Raw genomic sequence first — 15176 nt, forward strand, 5'->3', positions numbered from 1 at the left:
TTTCAATTACAACTGTGCAATCCTCTTATCGCACTAGTCTGCTAATGCTTTCAACAACGCATCCCGCCCATCTTGGTAAAACTCGATGTCCAGCTTCGTCGCCATGTCATCCGACAAATCAAACAACTGCCGACGGCACGAAACCGGGAGCAATAGCGCCTTGGCCCCCTTCTCCACTGCGTGTTCTGCCAATGACACCGCATTGTGAATGGGCTCAATGGTGCCTCCCAGGCTCACTTCACCTACCACCACCAATCCACCACGGACAGATTTACGGAGCAATGCGCTACTGAGCGCAATCAATGTGGCCACACTGGTTTTCGCACCAGACTTAGCCGCATCAAAACCGCGCAATTGAACCGAGAACTCGTGCGACCTTGGGTCTCTATCGCCAACAAGCTGCTGAGCCCTGGCATACAGGTTTTGCTCCGCACAGCGAACAGATTCGCGAAACGCGGGTGGAACTGGATTGTTCAGAATTTTCACACCGCTCCCTGGGCCTTCGTTTACCTCTAAACGGAATAGTCCAGGATACTCGTCCTGCCCACCTGGGCTTAGCGCCCAGATTTGGCCGCAATCCAATGGTTCGTCCCCTATTCCACTTTGGCTTTGTAGTTCTGGAGTGGATACGAATTTCTCTACTCCTTCGGTACCGATTGTGTAGCTAAAGTGGGTATTGCGGAATTCAGCCGAACCAATGCGCTTTTGCTGTTCCTTCACGCGACGACGTACTTCAAGAGCAAGGCGCACTGCCCACTCAAGGTCTTCATCGGCAATTGGTGAATCAGGATTTGGATACAACAGTTTCAACAAACCGCTGACGGTTTTGCTTACACCCGTTATGTCACGGCCGCTAAGTGCCCCTCCCCAGAACACCTTGCCCTGAAAGTGGCTCATGCGGCTTTGGTTCCGAAGCTGAGTAAAGCACTCCGACAAGAAGTCGCTAACTAACCCAAAATGCCCAGTGAACAAACTTGGGTTCAGCTTCGGAACATCCCATCCAGGCAGGAAGCAATGAATACGGTCCATGAATGCGGTGTCGTCTCGCATTTCCGGTGGCAATGGACCGAACAAGTGACCTATGCGCTGCTGATGTTCAACATCCACATCGAAATTACCTACCAACACAATTGAGCCATCAGCGCGAATACTCTCTTTACCACGAGAGAATTCGCCGCTTTCCATATAGCCTTTCATGATGTTCACGCCATCTTTTTGGTCAAATGACACACCTGAGACTTCGTCAAAGCACACGACGTCGTATTGACAGACCAGCCCTCTCTGCCCGGTACCGTTGTGCACAAACATGCGTGCCACAGTGGCCTTGCCGCCAGAAATCAAATGAGCGTATGGAGAAACCTGCTGAAAGAGATGTGATTTACCAGTACCGCGTGGGCCCAATTCAACCAAATTGTAATTACGCTCCACGAATGGAACCATTCGAAGCAGCAATGCATCTTTGGCTCGGTCGGAGAATGTCTCTGGCTCGAAGCCAACACTGCGGAGTAAAAAGTCTTTCCACTCGGCCGTGGTATAGGATTCCCGACCCTTGGCCATCACATCCAGCACTTCGCGCTTGGATAGCTGTATGGGCCGAAGCGACTGGATACCAAACGGGCGTCCGCCATTTTCCTGCGCGATTGAGGCGTCATAGCCCAACGAAATTTCAGCATAGAAACCACCAGTCAACATCCGCTCGTTTTCACGAATCATCTCTGGCGCGATTCGAACGTCGTTTAGCCGCAGGCTGGGCAGACTTGCCACATAACAATCTGCCTTTGAGTCCAGTCGGGCCGAGATGATATCGAGAATTTTTACGCTACCAGATTCCTTGGCACGAGCCTTGAAGAGCTCCTCTTCCCCTGCCTTCACAGTGCGCGAACTCAGCTGCTTCTGGACAATATCGATACCTTCTTGAATTTCTGTTTCATCAGTCGTTGCACAGTAGCGACCAAGCAAAAACTCCACAACATATGTTGGTACTGGAAACTGGCGGCTGAACGCTCGCACCAGGTCTTTGCGCACAACATAGCCTTCAAATACCGAGGCTGACTTTCTGTCTAATTCATCTAATTGCATCGCACGTCCTTTTGGGGGCCAAAGTTTTCGCCCTATACCAAATCATTATTCTTACCCACCAACTGTGGTTACCTGCTTTTGGATAATGTTTCCACTTGGGTCAAGCACCACAACAACCGCCGCTTGGCCCTCATAACTATCATCAGCCACGGCTAGACTTGCCTTTCCATCCTCTACTGCCTTCATCGCAGCCACGATGGACGTATCCGCGACAGCAGGTTTTGTTCTCAAATCGACACGCAACCCAACTGCATCGGACACCACTTCAATATTGCAACGTAATCCACGCCAACCAATCGACTTGATATTCGCGAAGTCGACAGTGCTGGACTCCACTTGCAATTCAATAATTGGAACCAGTGATTCTTGAAATGAAATTCCACCATGGCTGTACTCTTCACCAGCTTTAAACGAGGCAATTCCAGGTGGGTATGCAATTTGAACTTCCTTGCACCAATCCCAACCAAACGTAAGCCCATCGGACTGAGCTGACGACTTGAGAACGGCACAACGCCCCCACTTCGTCTCCGCTTGATGCTTGGCAAGCTCAGCTTTGGGCAATCCACCTGGCATCAAGAGCCAGCCATGGTCAGTCACGATTCGGAATTTTTTCCAACCTGCGGCAATCAGCTCAGCTATCCTTTCTTGCACCGTATCGAGTTGAAGACCCAGGTCCCTCGCAAGCCGAATACCATGCTCATGGCCGTAGTGGTCCAGGTCGCCACATTCTGTCCAAGCAATACCACTTGGAGCGCCAACTTCCTCTTTTGATAATGGTTGAACCCATTCATCTTCCAAAAGTTTGCGAAAGTTGTAGCCACTCAGTGATTTATCAGTCCCCGCGACGCGGGGCTGAAACTCCATATCCTCGGAAGTTCCAGCCACCTTATTTGCAACAGGAGAACACCAAGCTTTACCCGATGCTGTAACAGAGGGTAAGGAAGTCCACTGAGCACTTAAGTCGACTTTACCGAGTTCCTCAAATCTTGTGGCTAAATCCACAGCAACGTCGTATCGCAGACCATCAACAAATACAAAGCAAGTGCCTGGTGAGGCATCGGTGTTCATTACGCCTGTAGATAAAGGACTGAAACCGCCCTCTTTAGAGACGACATTTTGCAACCGAATTGCGCATTCATTCGACCAGGGCAAATACATCGAACGAACCACTGCTGATACCGCAGCTTTATCCGGCGCGGCTGACACACACGCAAGGGCCTTAATTACAGCATCGTCAACCTTCCAACCCCATTCTTGATAAGTATTCGCAAGTTCTTCAGCAGACTCGCCAACAGGTAACGTCGCAGTTAGCTTAGCCAGGTGCGACAAATGTAAAAGCGCTTGAGCCATTGGCGAATGGCCAATACGAGCCCATAACCATTGTCTCCTCAATCCGTGAACTTCCTCACTCTTGAGCACAGCGGCTCGGCATTCGCCGGCAGTGAGCGCACCATGGGCGTGGAGGTCGTTGCGCAAATCATTTTCGAATTTTAAATTAGCACCGGGATAAGTTTCATACGCTGCAAATTCAGGGAATAACCCGTCAAGCCCAGGTGGGGTCAGTCGTTTTAATGAGCCAAGAATATTGGGAAAACTCGTATATGAATCCTGATACAGCTCAAAAACGGATAGCCATTTGCCTTGGCGACTGGCAAGCTTTTCCGCAGCAGCCAACTCGCCATCGGCCAGGGGGTCAAAGCCAAAATCTTTTTTACTCCACTTGCAAAAGGCATCCCACTTCGGACCTTTCCAGCCGTCTTGAGCTGCCTTGGGATTATTCATCCAAACGAGCAAATCCCGCGATGGGTTTGGTGCTAGTAAGCTGTTTAACCAAGCAGCATTTATTTGCCGCCCTTTGAGGTCTGCAACAGACATATCCAACAGTAGGCCAGCCTTCAATACCTCAAGGAGCAATTCTTGCGTTTCCTTATCTTGAGCAACATTTAGGCCGAGACCACCGTTCGCAGAAGTGAGAAACGCGTTTACAGTCCAATCCTTACCATTTGCTTGACTCCAGAAAGTGCCTCGATATTGAAGCTCTGCAAGTGGTTGAAGGTCCCGGGGGCAAGTTTCGATTGCGCGAAGGTCTGAGCGGCTGACCCCCGGACAGTAAATTATTGAAGTTCCCCTCATCTCAAGCTCTGGCACCATGCCGGTAATCGCCGTTTTCACCCAAATCGCGGGTCCCGAATTTTTCTCAGGTTGATAATCACCAAGTGTCAGAAACTCACCCTTAACATTTTGAAGCTGAGAAAAAACGGACTTCCATTGCGAGTCTCCGTCTGTCCACAGTATTGCAGCCGCTTGAGTCGAGAGAGAGGAGTTCCCGTGATGGGAAGAACGAATTGCGCCAATAATCGCATCTAACAGCTTACTTCCCATTGACTTTGTCCTGTTCTGTTCGTGCGGCCAGTTTTTCAGAGAGCGTTAGGTGATGGTCGTTAATTCGGTCACCCCCAAACACTTTGAACCAAGGCGCACTTTCCACATCCTTACCTCTGTCTTTATCCCAAGTGATATTAAGCTTGGGCTTCTTGTTGTGGCGCAGGACTTCAGCAATCATGAAGGGGCGGATATTGAGTCGCACACCGTCGTTGAGGTCGGGGTTCCAGCCGATGGGCTGTTCCGAGAGCTTCTTCCAGCGTACAAAAATGTCGTAAGGTGGCTCGCCTTCAAGGATGAGCTCCAGCCGGCGTTTAAGGTCTTGCGCGGCAGCGAGGCGTATTGGGGCGCCATCAACGCCCGAGCGAACGCCGGCCTCCTGCTGCCGAATCCAATCGCCAAGGTAGGTGTGTATGAGGCGCTCCAGCTTCTTTTGGTCAAGCTTGTGATAATTCACCAGCGCGGCGAAGCCGTCCTTCTGTCCGTCCCACACGTGCCAGATAAAGGGACGGTGGTGAAAGCGCTTGGCGTGCTGCTCGAAGAACTTCTCGCGAAGCCAGACGTCCAGCCCCTTGCCAGCGCACTCGGCGTCAGTAAGCAGCCTGTCGAGTACGGCGGGCTTCCAACTGCCGGGCTGAACCGTCTCCCAGGCGGCAATCAGCAATTTGAGCAGCCGGTCGTGCGCTGGCGGTTCGCCTCGCACCGAGGGCAAACAGACGATGCCATCGTCGTCGGTGTGCTCGGTGAGCTTCTCGCAGTGGGTAATCCAATTACGGGCCTCACCGGCCAGTTCGATTTCAGTATCGGTCTCAGCGGGCCAGCGGTAACCCGCAAGGCGGGCGACTGCGACTTGCAGTGGGTCGATTGAGGGCTGCGGGTGGCCGTGAAACAACCATTGAGTGGGGTCGTCGGAGTACGGTTTAGGCAAACCATCAGGATTTAGTTCTTTCGCGATTTCTTCCCAATTGGCTAGGTCAAAAGGTACCTTCAAAAATGCATGATTGGTGACTTTCACACCCCGCTGTGTAACCCTAACTGCATCGTGAATCGCCCCAGAGCGACAAAACTCCCACACTGCAAGAAGGTGTTGAGGGTTCTTTGGGACAATCACATGAGCTGAATGGTCAAACATGTCTCCCTTGTATATCGTACAAGGCATCGCCCCCATCTCTGAAATCGAAATACCCTCCTGCCCCCAGGCTTCACCGCCAGATTTCCACCCGCCCAACCGCCCCTCCTGCTTAAGCGCTAGAGCGTGTCTTAAGTATCTTCCCTGACCGCCTTCCCATAAAAGAAGTGAGCTTCGTCCACCATAGTTTTGTGTTTGCGAGACCGGGCCTTGTAGGAAACGCCAAGAGTCACCGATACTCCCGATTTCCCAAAACTGAGTAACAAAGGCTGGATTATCTGCGGTTGCCAAGCCCTGAATTGAGGTCGCATATTCTCCGAGAAGTGGTCCCTTTAGAATCTCTGACAAGGCAATTTGAGCATCTGGGTTGGACTCAAGTCCTCTCTGACTAACTCTGAGGAGAGGAATTGTGCAAATTTTTGTAGCCTTTTCAGTGGGAGTTCTATGGGCGCTAACATCCAATCCGAAGAGCACATGGGTATCAGAAACCGGGGAATTCGTGAGAGTTAAGAGTTGAACATTGAAATCCCACATAGGCGTTTGAAAACCCTTTGCACCCAGCAAGCTCATGAAGTTAAACCGTACACGTTTTAACAGCGAGTGCCTTTGCTTAGTGTACCCGGATAGTGAAAGCCAGTTCTGTGGCATGACAATTTGCACAACGCCGCTCCCCTGGTCTCGACTGAGTTCCAGGCAGCGCTCCAGGAATACGTTGGCCAAGTCATTCTTGGCCTCGGGGTAGTGAGCCTCGCAATAGTCCTTCAGCAAGTCATGCTGCTTGCTGCGCGCCAGGTACGGCACATTAGTGACCACTAAATGGTAGCGCCCATCGAGTAGTCGGGCCGCATCCAGCAAGCCCTTGGCGGTGAGCACCAAATCCCAGCTGTCGTCCTGCAACTCATTGGCCTGCCCCCACAGCGTGGCTGGGCGCTCGGTGGCTAGCGCCAGCCCCAGCAGGTCGCGCAAGGTGTCAACGCTGGTTCCGTATTGGGAGTGGGCCAGGTCCTTTTTTAGGCTGCGCGCCGGGTCCAGCAGGCTGCCAAGAAGCGGTGCTTGGGCGAAGCTGGCGTGCAGCACGCGCAGTTCCTGCCGCAGGTAAGCAGCGTTGGCGACGTCATCCGGCACCAGGGCCATCCAGTCCTCGGGCTTAGCAGCCACCTTCAATCCGCAGCAGGCCACTTGCGGCGCAGGCATATCGGCGCGCACGCCCAGCGGGTCGCCTTCTTCGTCTGGAAAGCGCCAAGCAGCCAGGGCCAATGCGAATGCTGCGATTTCCACGCAACGGGCGTCCAACTCCAGGCCGTGCAGGTTATTAGCCAGAACGACGTCCACCGCGTCCATCGCGCTCAGGCCCTCAGCCGCCATGCGCATGGGCACCAGCAGCAGGAAGGCCGCCACTAGGAAGTGGCCTGAGCCGCAGCATGGGTCAAGTAGTTTGAAGTCTTTAAGTTCATCCGGCCAGCTTTCGAACTTGCCGGCTGCCGGCGTGCCGTCCTCAAGTGTACGCAGATAAGTCAGCTGCACCGGACAAGGCTTACCAGGATGACGTGTAATCCACCACGCACCCAGCGAGTTGTGGAGCAGGAAGTCCACCATGTAGGGCTCTGTGAAGAGCTGAGTGACCGCCGGCAGCTCGTCAGCGCCAATTTTCACCTCCGAGGCGTTGACCTCGTCCTTGCGCTTGGCCTGCCAGAACTGGTAAACCCAGCCCAGGCTGTCACTAGCCTTGAACACTTCTGGGCTCAGGTCATCCAGAAGCTTTTCTAAGGCACGCTGCTGGTCAATCGCAAAGGCAATCTCGAATACAGGGCTTTGCGGCTTGAAAACTTGTGGCAGCATTCGTGCCGCTAGCTTTCCCGCGAGTTCCCATTTTGACTTTGCACCTAAATTACTGATGGGGTCTGGGTCGGCGACTAATACCTCACAGTCTTCAAGAGAAACCGGGGAGCCAATTTCCCAAAGCAGCTGGCCGTTTTCTGCCAAGAACCTGGCAAACAACATGCGGTGCCAATGTTCGTAAGCAATCTCCCAAACCAAGTGTTGGGTACCTTGAGCATCATCAAGGTGTTTTACATCACCCAGCGCCCTACCATGCGCTCGCAGCCTACGGCGAAGGGCTTTCTGATTCTCATCGAGATACGCTGGCGGCTTTAGCTGCCCTACTCCCAATTGTTCAATAACAGCTTTCGCTGCACCTTCGGCCAATTCGCGGGCCGCTTTTACAGTGTTTTCAAGTTTGCTTCGTAGTGACTTTTCAAGGGGTTGCTGATTCATTGTCTATAGCCAATTAATTTTTTTGTATTCACATCCAAGTGGAGTGAGATGCTTCTGGGCAAACTTCCCACTGCACAACCGCACCTCTTAGGACAAACTCACAGGCCCTTGCTTAAGCTTTTCCTTCAGTAGCTGTTCAGTTTCAGCAAGCCATACGGCTAATTCATCTTCATTGTTCAATGTGCGTTTCGGCAGAGTAAAATACACGACATTGGGCTTTAACAATTGAACAGCAGACAGTCTAGCTGCATCAAACCGTGACCCCAATGCTTGGGTTTTTGAACCCCAGTGTTCTAAATTACAGGCGTCTAGACAGTCTTGAAGACTTTCGGCACTGGATGTGTCCACTGCCGCTTTTTCACCCAAGTTGTGCGAACGCCAAAGCGTCTGCTGCTGCTCCGGGCTGAGCTTCCGCCAATCGGCATCCGACTCCAATTGTTGAGTTAACTCCTCAAACTTGTCATTGAAATCCTGAACTCGCTTATTGAGCGAAGCGCGAAGTAATTCAACAGCGGAATCTAAGAGTGGTTTAACGGGGTCAGGGTTGACCAAAAGAGATTGCTGTGCTCGAACAGCGTCTATTTCAGCTTTTAGCGAAGTGTAGGGCTGCAAGTCTTTTGCATGCTCTATAAGCTGACTTAAAGAGGCCCATGCAGGCTGTCGCTTCGAAAGCTCTTTCGCTTGGGTTTGGCACTGGTCGACAAAATCTGCAATCGCTTGTGCATGGTTAAAAACCTCAAACAATTGCGCATTACCGCTCTGCCCTTCAATCAAAGGTATTGAGTCCAGCTTGGGTGCAGGGGGAGCAGGTGGCACACCACCTGCCGATTGGGCAAGTTCTTTCAGCCTGGCTAACAGTTGCGGAAGTTTGGCGAGTTCTTCTTTTGGCTGACAAGAAACCCCTGCTTTGGAAAACACTCCGCGAATCTTAAGCAGTTGGGGCACCGATAGCGTGACAGATTCGCGCTGGAATGACGCCTGCGTAAGCTTGGCTCGGTCCAGGCTTTTAGCATCCACAGCGCGAAGACTGGCATCCTGAGCCTTGATATGCCCTGATACCAACAACGCGTAAATGGCCCCGTCGATTGCATCCCTAGACCAGCCATAAGGCGGGTCGTTGAAATTGTCTCGAATTTCAGAACCTTTCTTACCCGGTCCGATAAAGGCCAACAACTTAGCGCATACAGGATGCTGGTCCACTTCACGCTCATGAGCAATCGCTTTCAAACACTCCTGATTGCCTTTTCGGGCTTCCTCAAGCGCCTTTCCCCAATTGGCTTGGTCAGCAGTCCCAAACTCGTTATAAAGCCTGGCCACTGAGACTTTGGCTGCGTAATTAACCTTATCTGAGAGTTCTGAGCCCTCAGTGACTTCTTGTCCACCGGCTTGGAAGACTCGAACGCCGGCAAACAGAAGGTCTAATTGCTCTTTTAAATCGCGTTCAGAAGAAATCTGACGGCTTTCGATAGAACGCATTGCGTCCTCAGCCTCGCTGCCGGGCTGCGGCCGACCCTTACGTTGCAATGTTGTCTTAGCAGCTTCAAGTGAAACGATTGCATTAGCCAACTCTGTTTTGTGTTGCGCTGGAATGAAAACAAAAATGGTCGGGTTGTTTGCGGACTTGGCTGAGGCCTCAGCAATCACTGAGCGTTCCTCTGATTGCCAGCCATCCTGAACCCACACATACAGGTTTTTGTCGCTGTCTCGTGGCAAGGTGTCGTCATAGGAAACAGAGCAACTGCGTTCGATATTCTCTTTGCCCTGCACCGCACGGACTTTGCGCATGTACTCACCAACACGCGCCTTGAGCAGGTCCACGCGCTTTTGCTCCACCCGCTGTGGTGCAGCTTTAAACTCTGCCTCTTGCGCACGGTACTCATCGTACCAAGCACTAGATTCCCGGGTTTGTAAGCGATACTCAACACCATCAGCCCCATTGATGGACATGACCAATCGGTCGGTGATTTGAAGTTCCTCAAGCAGGGCAGGGATTTTTCCACGCAGTTGAGCTGAGCCTTCAGATAAATTCGTAACCAACAAATCAGCCAATACATGCTCAGTCGCTTTAAGGCCAATATCCAAAGCAGCGTCAGTAGGAAGCTTGTTGATGAGGTAAATCAATTTGAGAAGTTGGGACTTCAGCTTCTCAGACTCATCGCCAGCTGCGAAGCGCTGCACATTCTCATACACTTCTTTTGACAATTGAGCCGTTGACACCAAACTGCTTGAAATCTGGTCGTACAAAAAATCACCAGCTACCACATGGCCGACTGGCTTTTCGGCCGTGGCTAGTACGGCTTCATGCACAACACGCAATTGGCTTCGGAGCTGAGACACAGTTCCCGTGCTGTCGATTGTGCGAAGAACTCGCTCCCAGAAACGTCGGCGCACCGGTAACAGTGGATAGTCTTGCGTCATAACTGACTCATCATCAGTCACGTGCTCAAGCTTAGTACCACGCAGGTGCCGTGAGATTTCACCCAAATTATCTCGCCACACCTTTTCAACTTGGGGCTGCAAGCTAGGCTTTTTTGCAAGAATGATTTGGCGTGTAACGTTCTCAACATCCCAGTCACCCAGTTGAATTTGAACCGGAAAACGGCCCAGAAGGCGCTGCAAAGCAGGCATTCCAGATAGGGCTGACTGGCCTGTGCCAACAAACAAAAGTTTGCCGTTGAAATGTTTAGAAAGCGTTTCTGTGATTTCCTGCACTTGGTAAGCTTTTTCAGCATCATTACCGATGTACTGCTGTACCTCATCCAGGACAACAAGGGTCAGGGGAAACTGACCGTCTTTAATGAGCGCTCGTTCGATGGCCTGCGTCATCTGCTCATTAGTAACGTCTACCGTTTGAGGAAACTGCTCTTTAAGCAGCTTTCGCATATCGGGCTCAGAATTGGCAAGACCAGGTCTGGCATTCAGAATTGCCTTTGCCAAGTGTTGAGATACATACATGTGAGGAAGTTCTTGGGCCAATGTACGACCCACCGCATGAAGCTCAGAAGAGACGGTTTCTAACAGCCCCTCTGATTTCAACCACATCATTAATTGAGCTTGGTTGTATTGCTCAGGGAGTCCAGCTGACTTAAAAACAATGCCCAGCAGGGCCATACGTACCTTGTCACCAGCACCAGCGCCCAACTTACCGGCTGCGGCATGAAGACCACCAAACCTTCGGGATTGAACCGTCAACTCTTTGAAGTGCTGCAACACTGATTCAGGGATACTTGCCAAACCTCTCGCCGTCGCACCATCGCTGAATTTGTAATCAGTCCATAGGGTACGTAGCATCTTGGCCAAATGAGATTTACCACTGCCGTAGAATCCAGAAATCCAGACGCCTGGCTGCTCAGTTCGCGAATCCAGGTTCAACAAAAACTTATCTAGAATTGTTTCAAGACCTTTTTCGTACTGGCCATCGCAAACGAACGACTCTAATTCATAACGAAGTACTTGCTGTGCGGACTCGGAATGGTCTTCTGACACCTCAGCCACGCCATTGTTGGCAAGCCTGTTTTCCTGGGGAAGCTTGTTGTATATCTCTTTGTTTAGCATCACATCAACCTGCATATTGTTTTGTAATTGAAAATATTCTTAAATTTAACTGCGCGGTCTAAGCCTCTTTGGCCAGCAAGGGTACTGCTAAATAATTCCACCCGTCCCGCGCATCAAGCAATCTGTAAGAGTGTGTTTCTGCGTGATACTCGCCCGGAAAAAATACCAGTAAGCGACCTGGAATATTGTCTTTAATACCCTCGACTACTGACGACACGCGGGCAAGACCAAACAAGGTTCCCACACCCATGATTGCGACCACGGTGTTTTCATCTGCTTCGCTGTGAATTTTGGCTTTTAGTTCAGCCACCAGATGATTGACGAACTCAGTAAGCTCACCTGCCTGATATCCAGCCAGGTCCTCTGGTGATTCGAAATAAGCGTCTCTGTATTCCAAGCCCATCATCCATTTCGGGAAAGAATTGGTAATGTCGATGAGCAACCACTTTTTCCCGGCATCCTGAGTGACAAGTGAAAACTCCTCAACCTGCGCACGCAGTTTGAGTTCATCAGTTTTGTCGTAAACCGCGAAAATGACGCGCTGAATAGCGGCCAAGCCAGACTGCCAAGGCACTGTGATGTGATTTCGGTAAGCACCGATAAGTCGTGTCAATTTAGACGACATTGCTGACCTCTTGTCTCAATAGTTCTTCTTCTTTGCTTAATGCCCCAGGAAAGCGAATCTCCTTGACACCGCCAGCATTCATGAACACGAGCTGACCTCGGTCAGATGCCGATTTTACTAGCGACTCTAGCTCATCCGGTGAGCCAGGCAAAATTGACATCCAGGTCGAGCTAAAAAGCCGGGTGCCACTACGCCCTTCCAAGTGCCCTAGAAAAAGCGCAAAAGTCAGAATCTCTGGCGTTAAAACTGGCGTGGAGCGGTGTTTACGGTTTCTGCCAACAAGGTAACCAGCATCAGTCCAGGTGCCATTCACGTTTTGTGCGAATGACTTTAAAGAGGCTTCACTAAATCGCTGGGGGAACTCTTTCTCCAAAAGTGCCTCCATCTCCTCGCGATGAAGCGATTCGCCCAACTGCTTTTCCAAAATCAGAGTTTTGGTTTTGCGCAAAAGTGGGTCACGAGCCAGGGCAACTAGCAGCGCTAAAACTGGCTGAGCGGACTCATCCAAATGCCACACCTGCAACAACATGCGGAAAAGTGGATTCGTTAAATCAAGGTCGTACAAATCGACAAGGTGCCGAAATGCAAGCTCACGGGCTTTGCTACTTGGTTTCCCAAGCAGATTTTCACTGACGACCAACTGTTTGTAATCATCACGTGTGGCTTGAGATGAGGCGTGACGCAGCAACTTCTGGATGTCAGAGAACATCATCGTACGAGCCGCATGAACGCCATTGATACCGAACTTGAAGCCGAGCTTCTTGAGTAGGTCTTTCGAATTGGGCATCGAATCAAACCTTCCGAGTAGCGATGCCAGGAAGCTTGTCCTCTGGGATTCCATCCAGCGGGTAGCCATGACTGCGGCAGTAAGCTATGACCATCACCTCGACCATATTGGCCAAGCTGCGCATTTCACGGTCGGCTGCTTTGAGTAGGGCAGCTTTGATTTCGGGCTCAACTCTGACGCTGACAGCCTCGGACTTTGCTGAAGACATTTTTTCCCTTTAATGTATGCAAAACGCTTGCGCTTTGCATCAAGGTACTTCATTGCATATATTTCTTCAATATCCACCCCGCAATTTGGGGGATGTCTACCAGCCTTTCAAGACTTTTATAAAATCGCTGACATCAAAAGGGCTAACGAGAAGCCATCCCCACCTAATTGTTTTCGCAAGCAAATGCTTTAGAAATACTGTCATTCAACATTTTTTCATTCCACGAAGCGTCATGGTAGGCATAGTGCTTCATCACAGTCTCCACGGAGTCTGCAAGTAGGTCTGCACACGCTTGGTACTGCCCTGGGTTGAGTTTTAAAAACCGGGAGGCTGTAATGTGACGGAACGCATGTGCCCTGACCGACAAACCAAGATGCTTCTTTGTAATGAATCCAAGTCGAGAGGAGACTGACATTTGCCCTTGTGTCAACTCGTACAAGTCACCGGTCAACTCATCAATCACTTTGGTCGAATCACATTTTCGGTAGGAACTTATAAAGAGAAAATCGATGTTTTCTGCGTCGCTTCCCCAGGTATTCAAAAGCCTCGGACGAGCTTCACCTAAGTAACGCTCTATGCTCGCATTTAGAAAAACCGGTAACGTTCGAGAGATAATTCTTTGGTTTTTCACCTGATTTGCGGGCAATTCGATGCGCCAAGCCTGGTCCTTTTTAGAGTACCGCAGATGGCCAGTTCCGTCCGATTTGTAAGTTAACTGTATGCAAGTCCTCTCCCTAAGAGGCACCGCCAGCAAAAGCGCAATTAAAAAGGAATCCCTTAAATCTACCGCATGAGATACGAAGGTATGCGGAATCAAAGCACCCTTCTGCAACTGCATGGAAAGTTCAGCTAACGGCCTTGCCGGGTCATCAAGCTCTAAAAAAGGCGCTGCTCGTTTCCAGGGGTCGCGGACTCGGCCAGAATTCGCAAATCGCTTAAAGTATTGTTTCACAGAAGAAACAACATCATTAACATTGATAGGTCGAGCTAGCTTGGGCAGGGTTCCATCCCCTTCTTGTCGCGCAATTTCCTTTGCAAACTCCCCGGCGAGCGTTACAACACTAGCACCAGCTTTACCTATTCTTCCCCCTCTACGTTCCGCTAGAAAGTCAATATACGATAAGTACGTTTCTTTGTCTGCGAAGATGCATGGGTCATTCAACTTTGATAACGGTATATCTTGATAATCGCTCTTAAAAGCGAGAATGGAGACAACATCGGATAAGTATCTTTCAAAGGTGGGTGAATGTACGGTTTTTCCATTATACTTAAACGCCCATAAACGTGGGGCCGCCAGTTCTTTTCTAGAGGGTCGTTTTAAAGACCAAGCCCGCTCCCGATTCTTATGCTGCACATAGCGTTCAAGAAATGAGTTTAATTCTGGAGTATTTTTTTTTAACTCCTCAAGACTCCAGAGGCGTAACGGACTTTTCGATTTCCTGCAGTAACATTTATTAGCCTCTTCAACGCTAATTGAACTAAGGCTTGAGTTTTTCTTATCACAACTCTTCTCTGAAGTGTCTAGTCGGAGTAAATCTAAAAAATGCCCCTTTGAACTAATCACTCCTAATGATAATAGCACTGATTCAATACGGCGAAAGTTCTTTAAACCAGCCTCTTTTTGTGGCCGCACTCCACTCAAAACACGCTGAATAAAAGATGGGCTAACCTTGGCTAACCTCGCCAAATCTTTTCCGGTCAACTCAGCCTTTAGCAAAATTCGCCTGAGCTCTACGCCTAATTCAGAACTTCGCTCATTTCTTGCAATTGAAAGTTGAGTTTGATAAATCGTATGAAGTCGACGAACAGCACTTTTTCTGTCCCTTATAGTGTTTGGTGAAAAGCCAGAAGCCACCATATCGTTGAGGTACTCGGCGAGCACAGTCTCAAAAGAAGTATTCAGTTCAGCGCCAACATTGTGCTTGTACTCATCTTTTCCTATAAAAGTCAACCAGCTTCGTACGATTGAAGCAAAGTTAGCAGCAGTCTTTTCAGGAGCGTCAGAGTCTGAATCGTTCCGCACAACATTGAGCGCCACAGACAGCAGCGTCGTATATTTCATAGCTATCATTTTATCGTCCACGATATGTAGCTTGGACAATGAAAACGACACTTTACTAGGCGCTGATAACGAGCC

7 protein-coding genes are annotated in these 15176 nt (G+C 50.3%); all 7 read right to left on the minus strand.

Annotated elements, in window-relative coordinates; translation table 11 throughout:
- Window positions 1–33: 33 nt before the first annotated feature.
- Entirely contained in the window at window positions 34–2079 is a 2046-nt protein-coding gene (gene brxL, locus B4C79_RS13900; protein ID WP_291751556.1) for a protease Lon-related BREX system protein BrxL, read from the minus strand.
- 51 nt (window positions 2080–2130) lie between these two features.
- Entirely contained in the window at window positions 2131–4461 is a 2331-nt protein-coding gene (pglZ, locus tag B4C79_RS13905) for a BREX-1 system phosphatase PglZ type B (protein ID WP_291751553.1), read from the minus strand.
- The gene (locus B4C79_RS13910; RefSeq protein ID WP_291751551.1) at window positions 4451–7864 is read right to left on the minus strand and encodes an Eco57I restriction-modification methylase domain-containing protein; all 3414 of its coding nucleotides are present in this window, start codon (window positions 7862–7864) and stop codon (window positions 4451–4453) included. Before B4C79_RS13910 ends, pglZ begins: the two co-directional genes overlap by 11 nt.
- Before the next feature lie 87 nt (window positions 7865–7951).
- Complete coding sequence (gene brxC / locus B4C79_RS13915; RefSeq protein WP_291751548.1) at window positions 7952–11434, minus strand: BREX system P-loop protein BrxC; 3483 nt, start codon at window positions 11432–11434, stop codon at window positions 7952–7954.
- A gap of 43 nt (window positions 11435–11477) precedes the next feature.
- Window positions 11478–12044 carry a BREX protein BrxB domain-containing protein gene (locus B4C79_RS13920; RefSeq protein WP_291751544.1) on the minus strand — a complete coding sequence of 189 codons (567 nt, stop codon included), beginning with the start codon at window positions 12042–12044 and terminating at the stop codon, window positions 11478–11480.
- Window positions 12034–12831, minus strand: a complete 798-nt coding sequence (locus B4C79_RS13925; protein ID WP_291751541.1) for a BrxA family protein — start codon at window positions 12829–12831, stop codon at window positions 12034–12036. The genes B4C79_RS13920 and B4C79_RS13925 overlap by 11 nt, the downstream gene beginning before the upstream one ends.
- A 371-nt stretch (window positions 12832–13202) precedes the next feature.
- Window positions 13203–15122: a helix-turn-helix domain-containing protein gene (locus tag B4C79_RS13930; RefSeq protein ID WP_291762661.1), complete on the minus strand. Its 1920-nt coding sequence runs from the start codon at window positions 15120–15122 to the stop codon at window positions 13203–13205.
- Between the last annotated feature and the right edge of the window lie 54 nt (window positions 15123–15176).

This window comes from Limnobacter sp. UBA7229 (genome assembly GCF_002473065.1).
In the GTDB taxonomy this organism is placed as follows: domain Bacteria; phylum Pseudomonadota; class Gammaproteobacteria; order Burkholderiales; family Burkholderiaceae_B; genus Limnobacter; species Limnobacter profundi.

Bases quoted from the DNA above. Each gene is read 5' to 3' on its own strand.
- brxL (WP_291751556.1), bottom strand. From the start codon at position 2,079: ATGCAATTAGATGAATTAGACAGAAAGTCAGCCTCGGTATTTGAAGGC.
- pglZ (WP_291751553.1), bottom strand. From the start codon at position 4,461: ATGGGAAGTAAGCTGTTAGATGCGATTATTGGCGCAATTCGTTCTTCC.
- B4C79_RS13910 (WP_291751551.1), bottom strand. From the start codon at position 7,864: ATGAATCAGCAACCCCTTGAAAAGTCACTACGAAGCAAACTTGAAAAC.
- brxC (WP_291751548.1), bottom strand. From the start codon at position 11,434: ATGCAGGTTGATGTGATGCTAAACAAAGAGATATACAACAAGCTTCCC.
- B4C79_RS13920 (WP_291751544.1), bottom strand. From the start codon at position 12,044: ATGTCGTCTAAATTGACACGACTTATCGGTGCTTACCGAAATCACATC.
- B4C79_RS13925 (WP_291751541.1), bottom strand. From the start codon at position 12,831: ATGCCCAATTCGAAAGACCTACTCAAGAAGCTCGGCTTCAAGTTCGGT.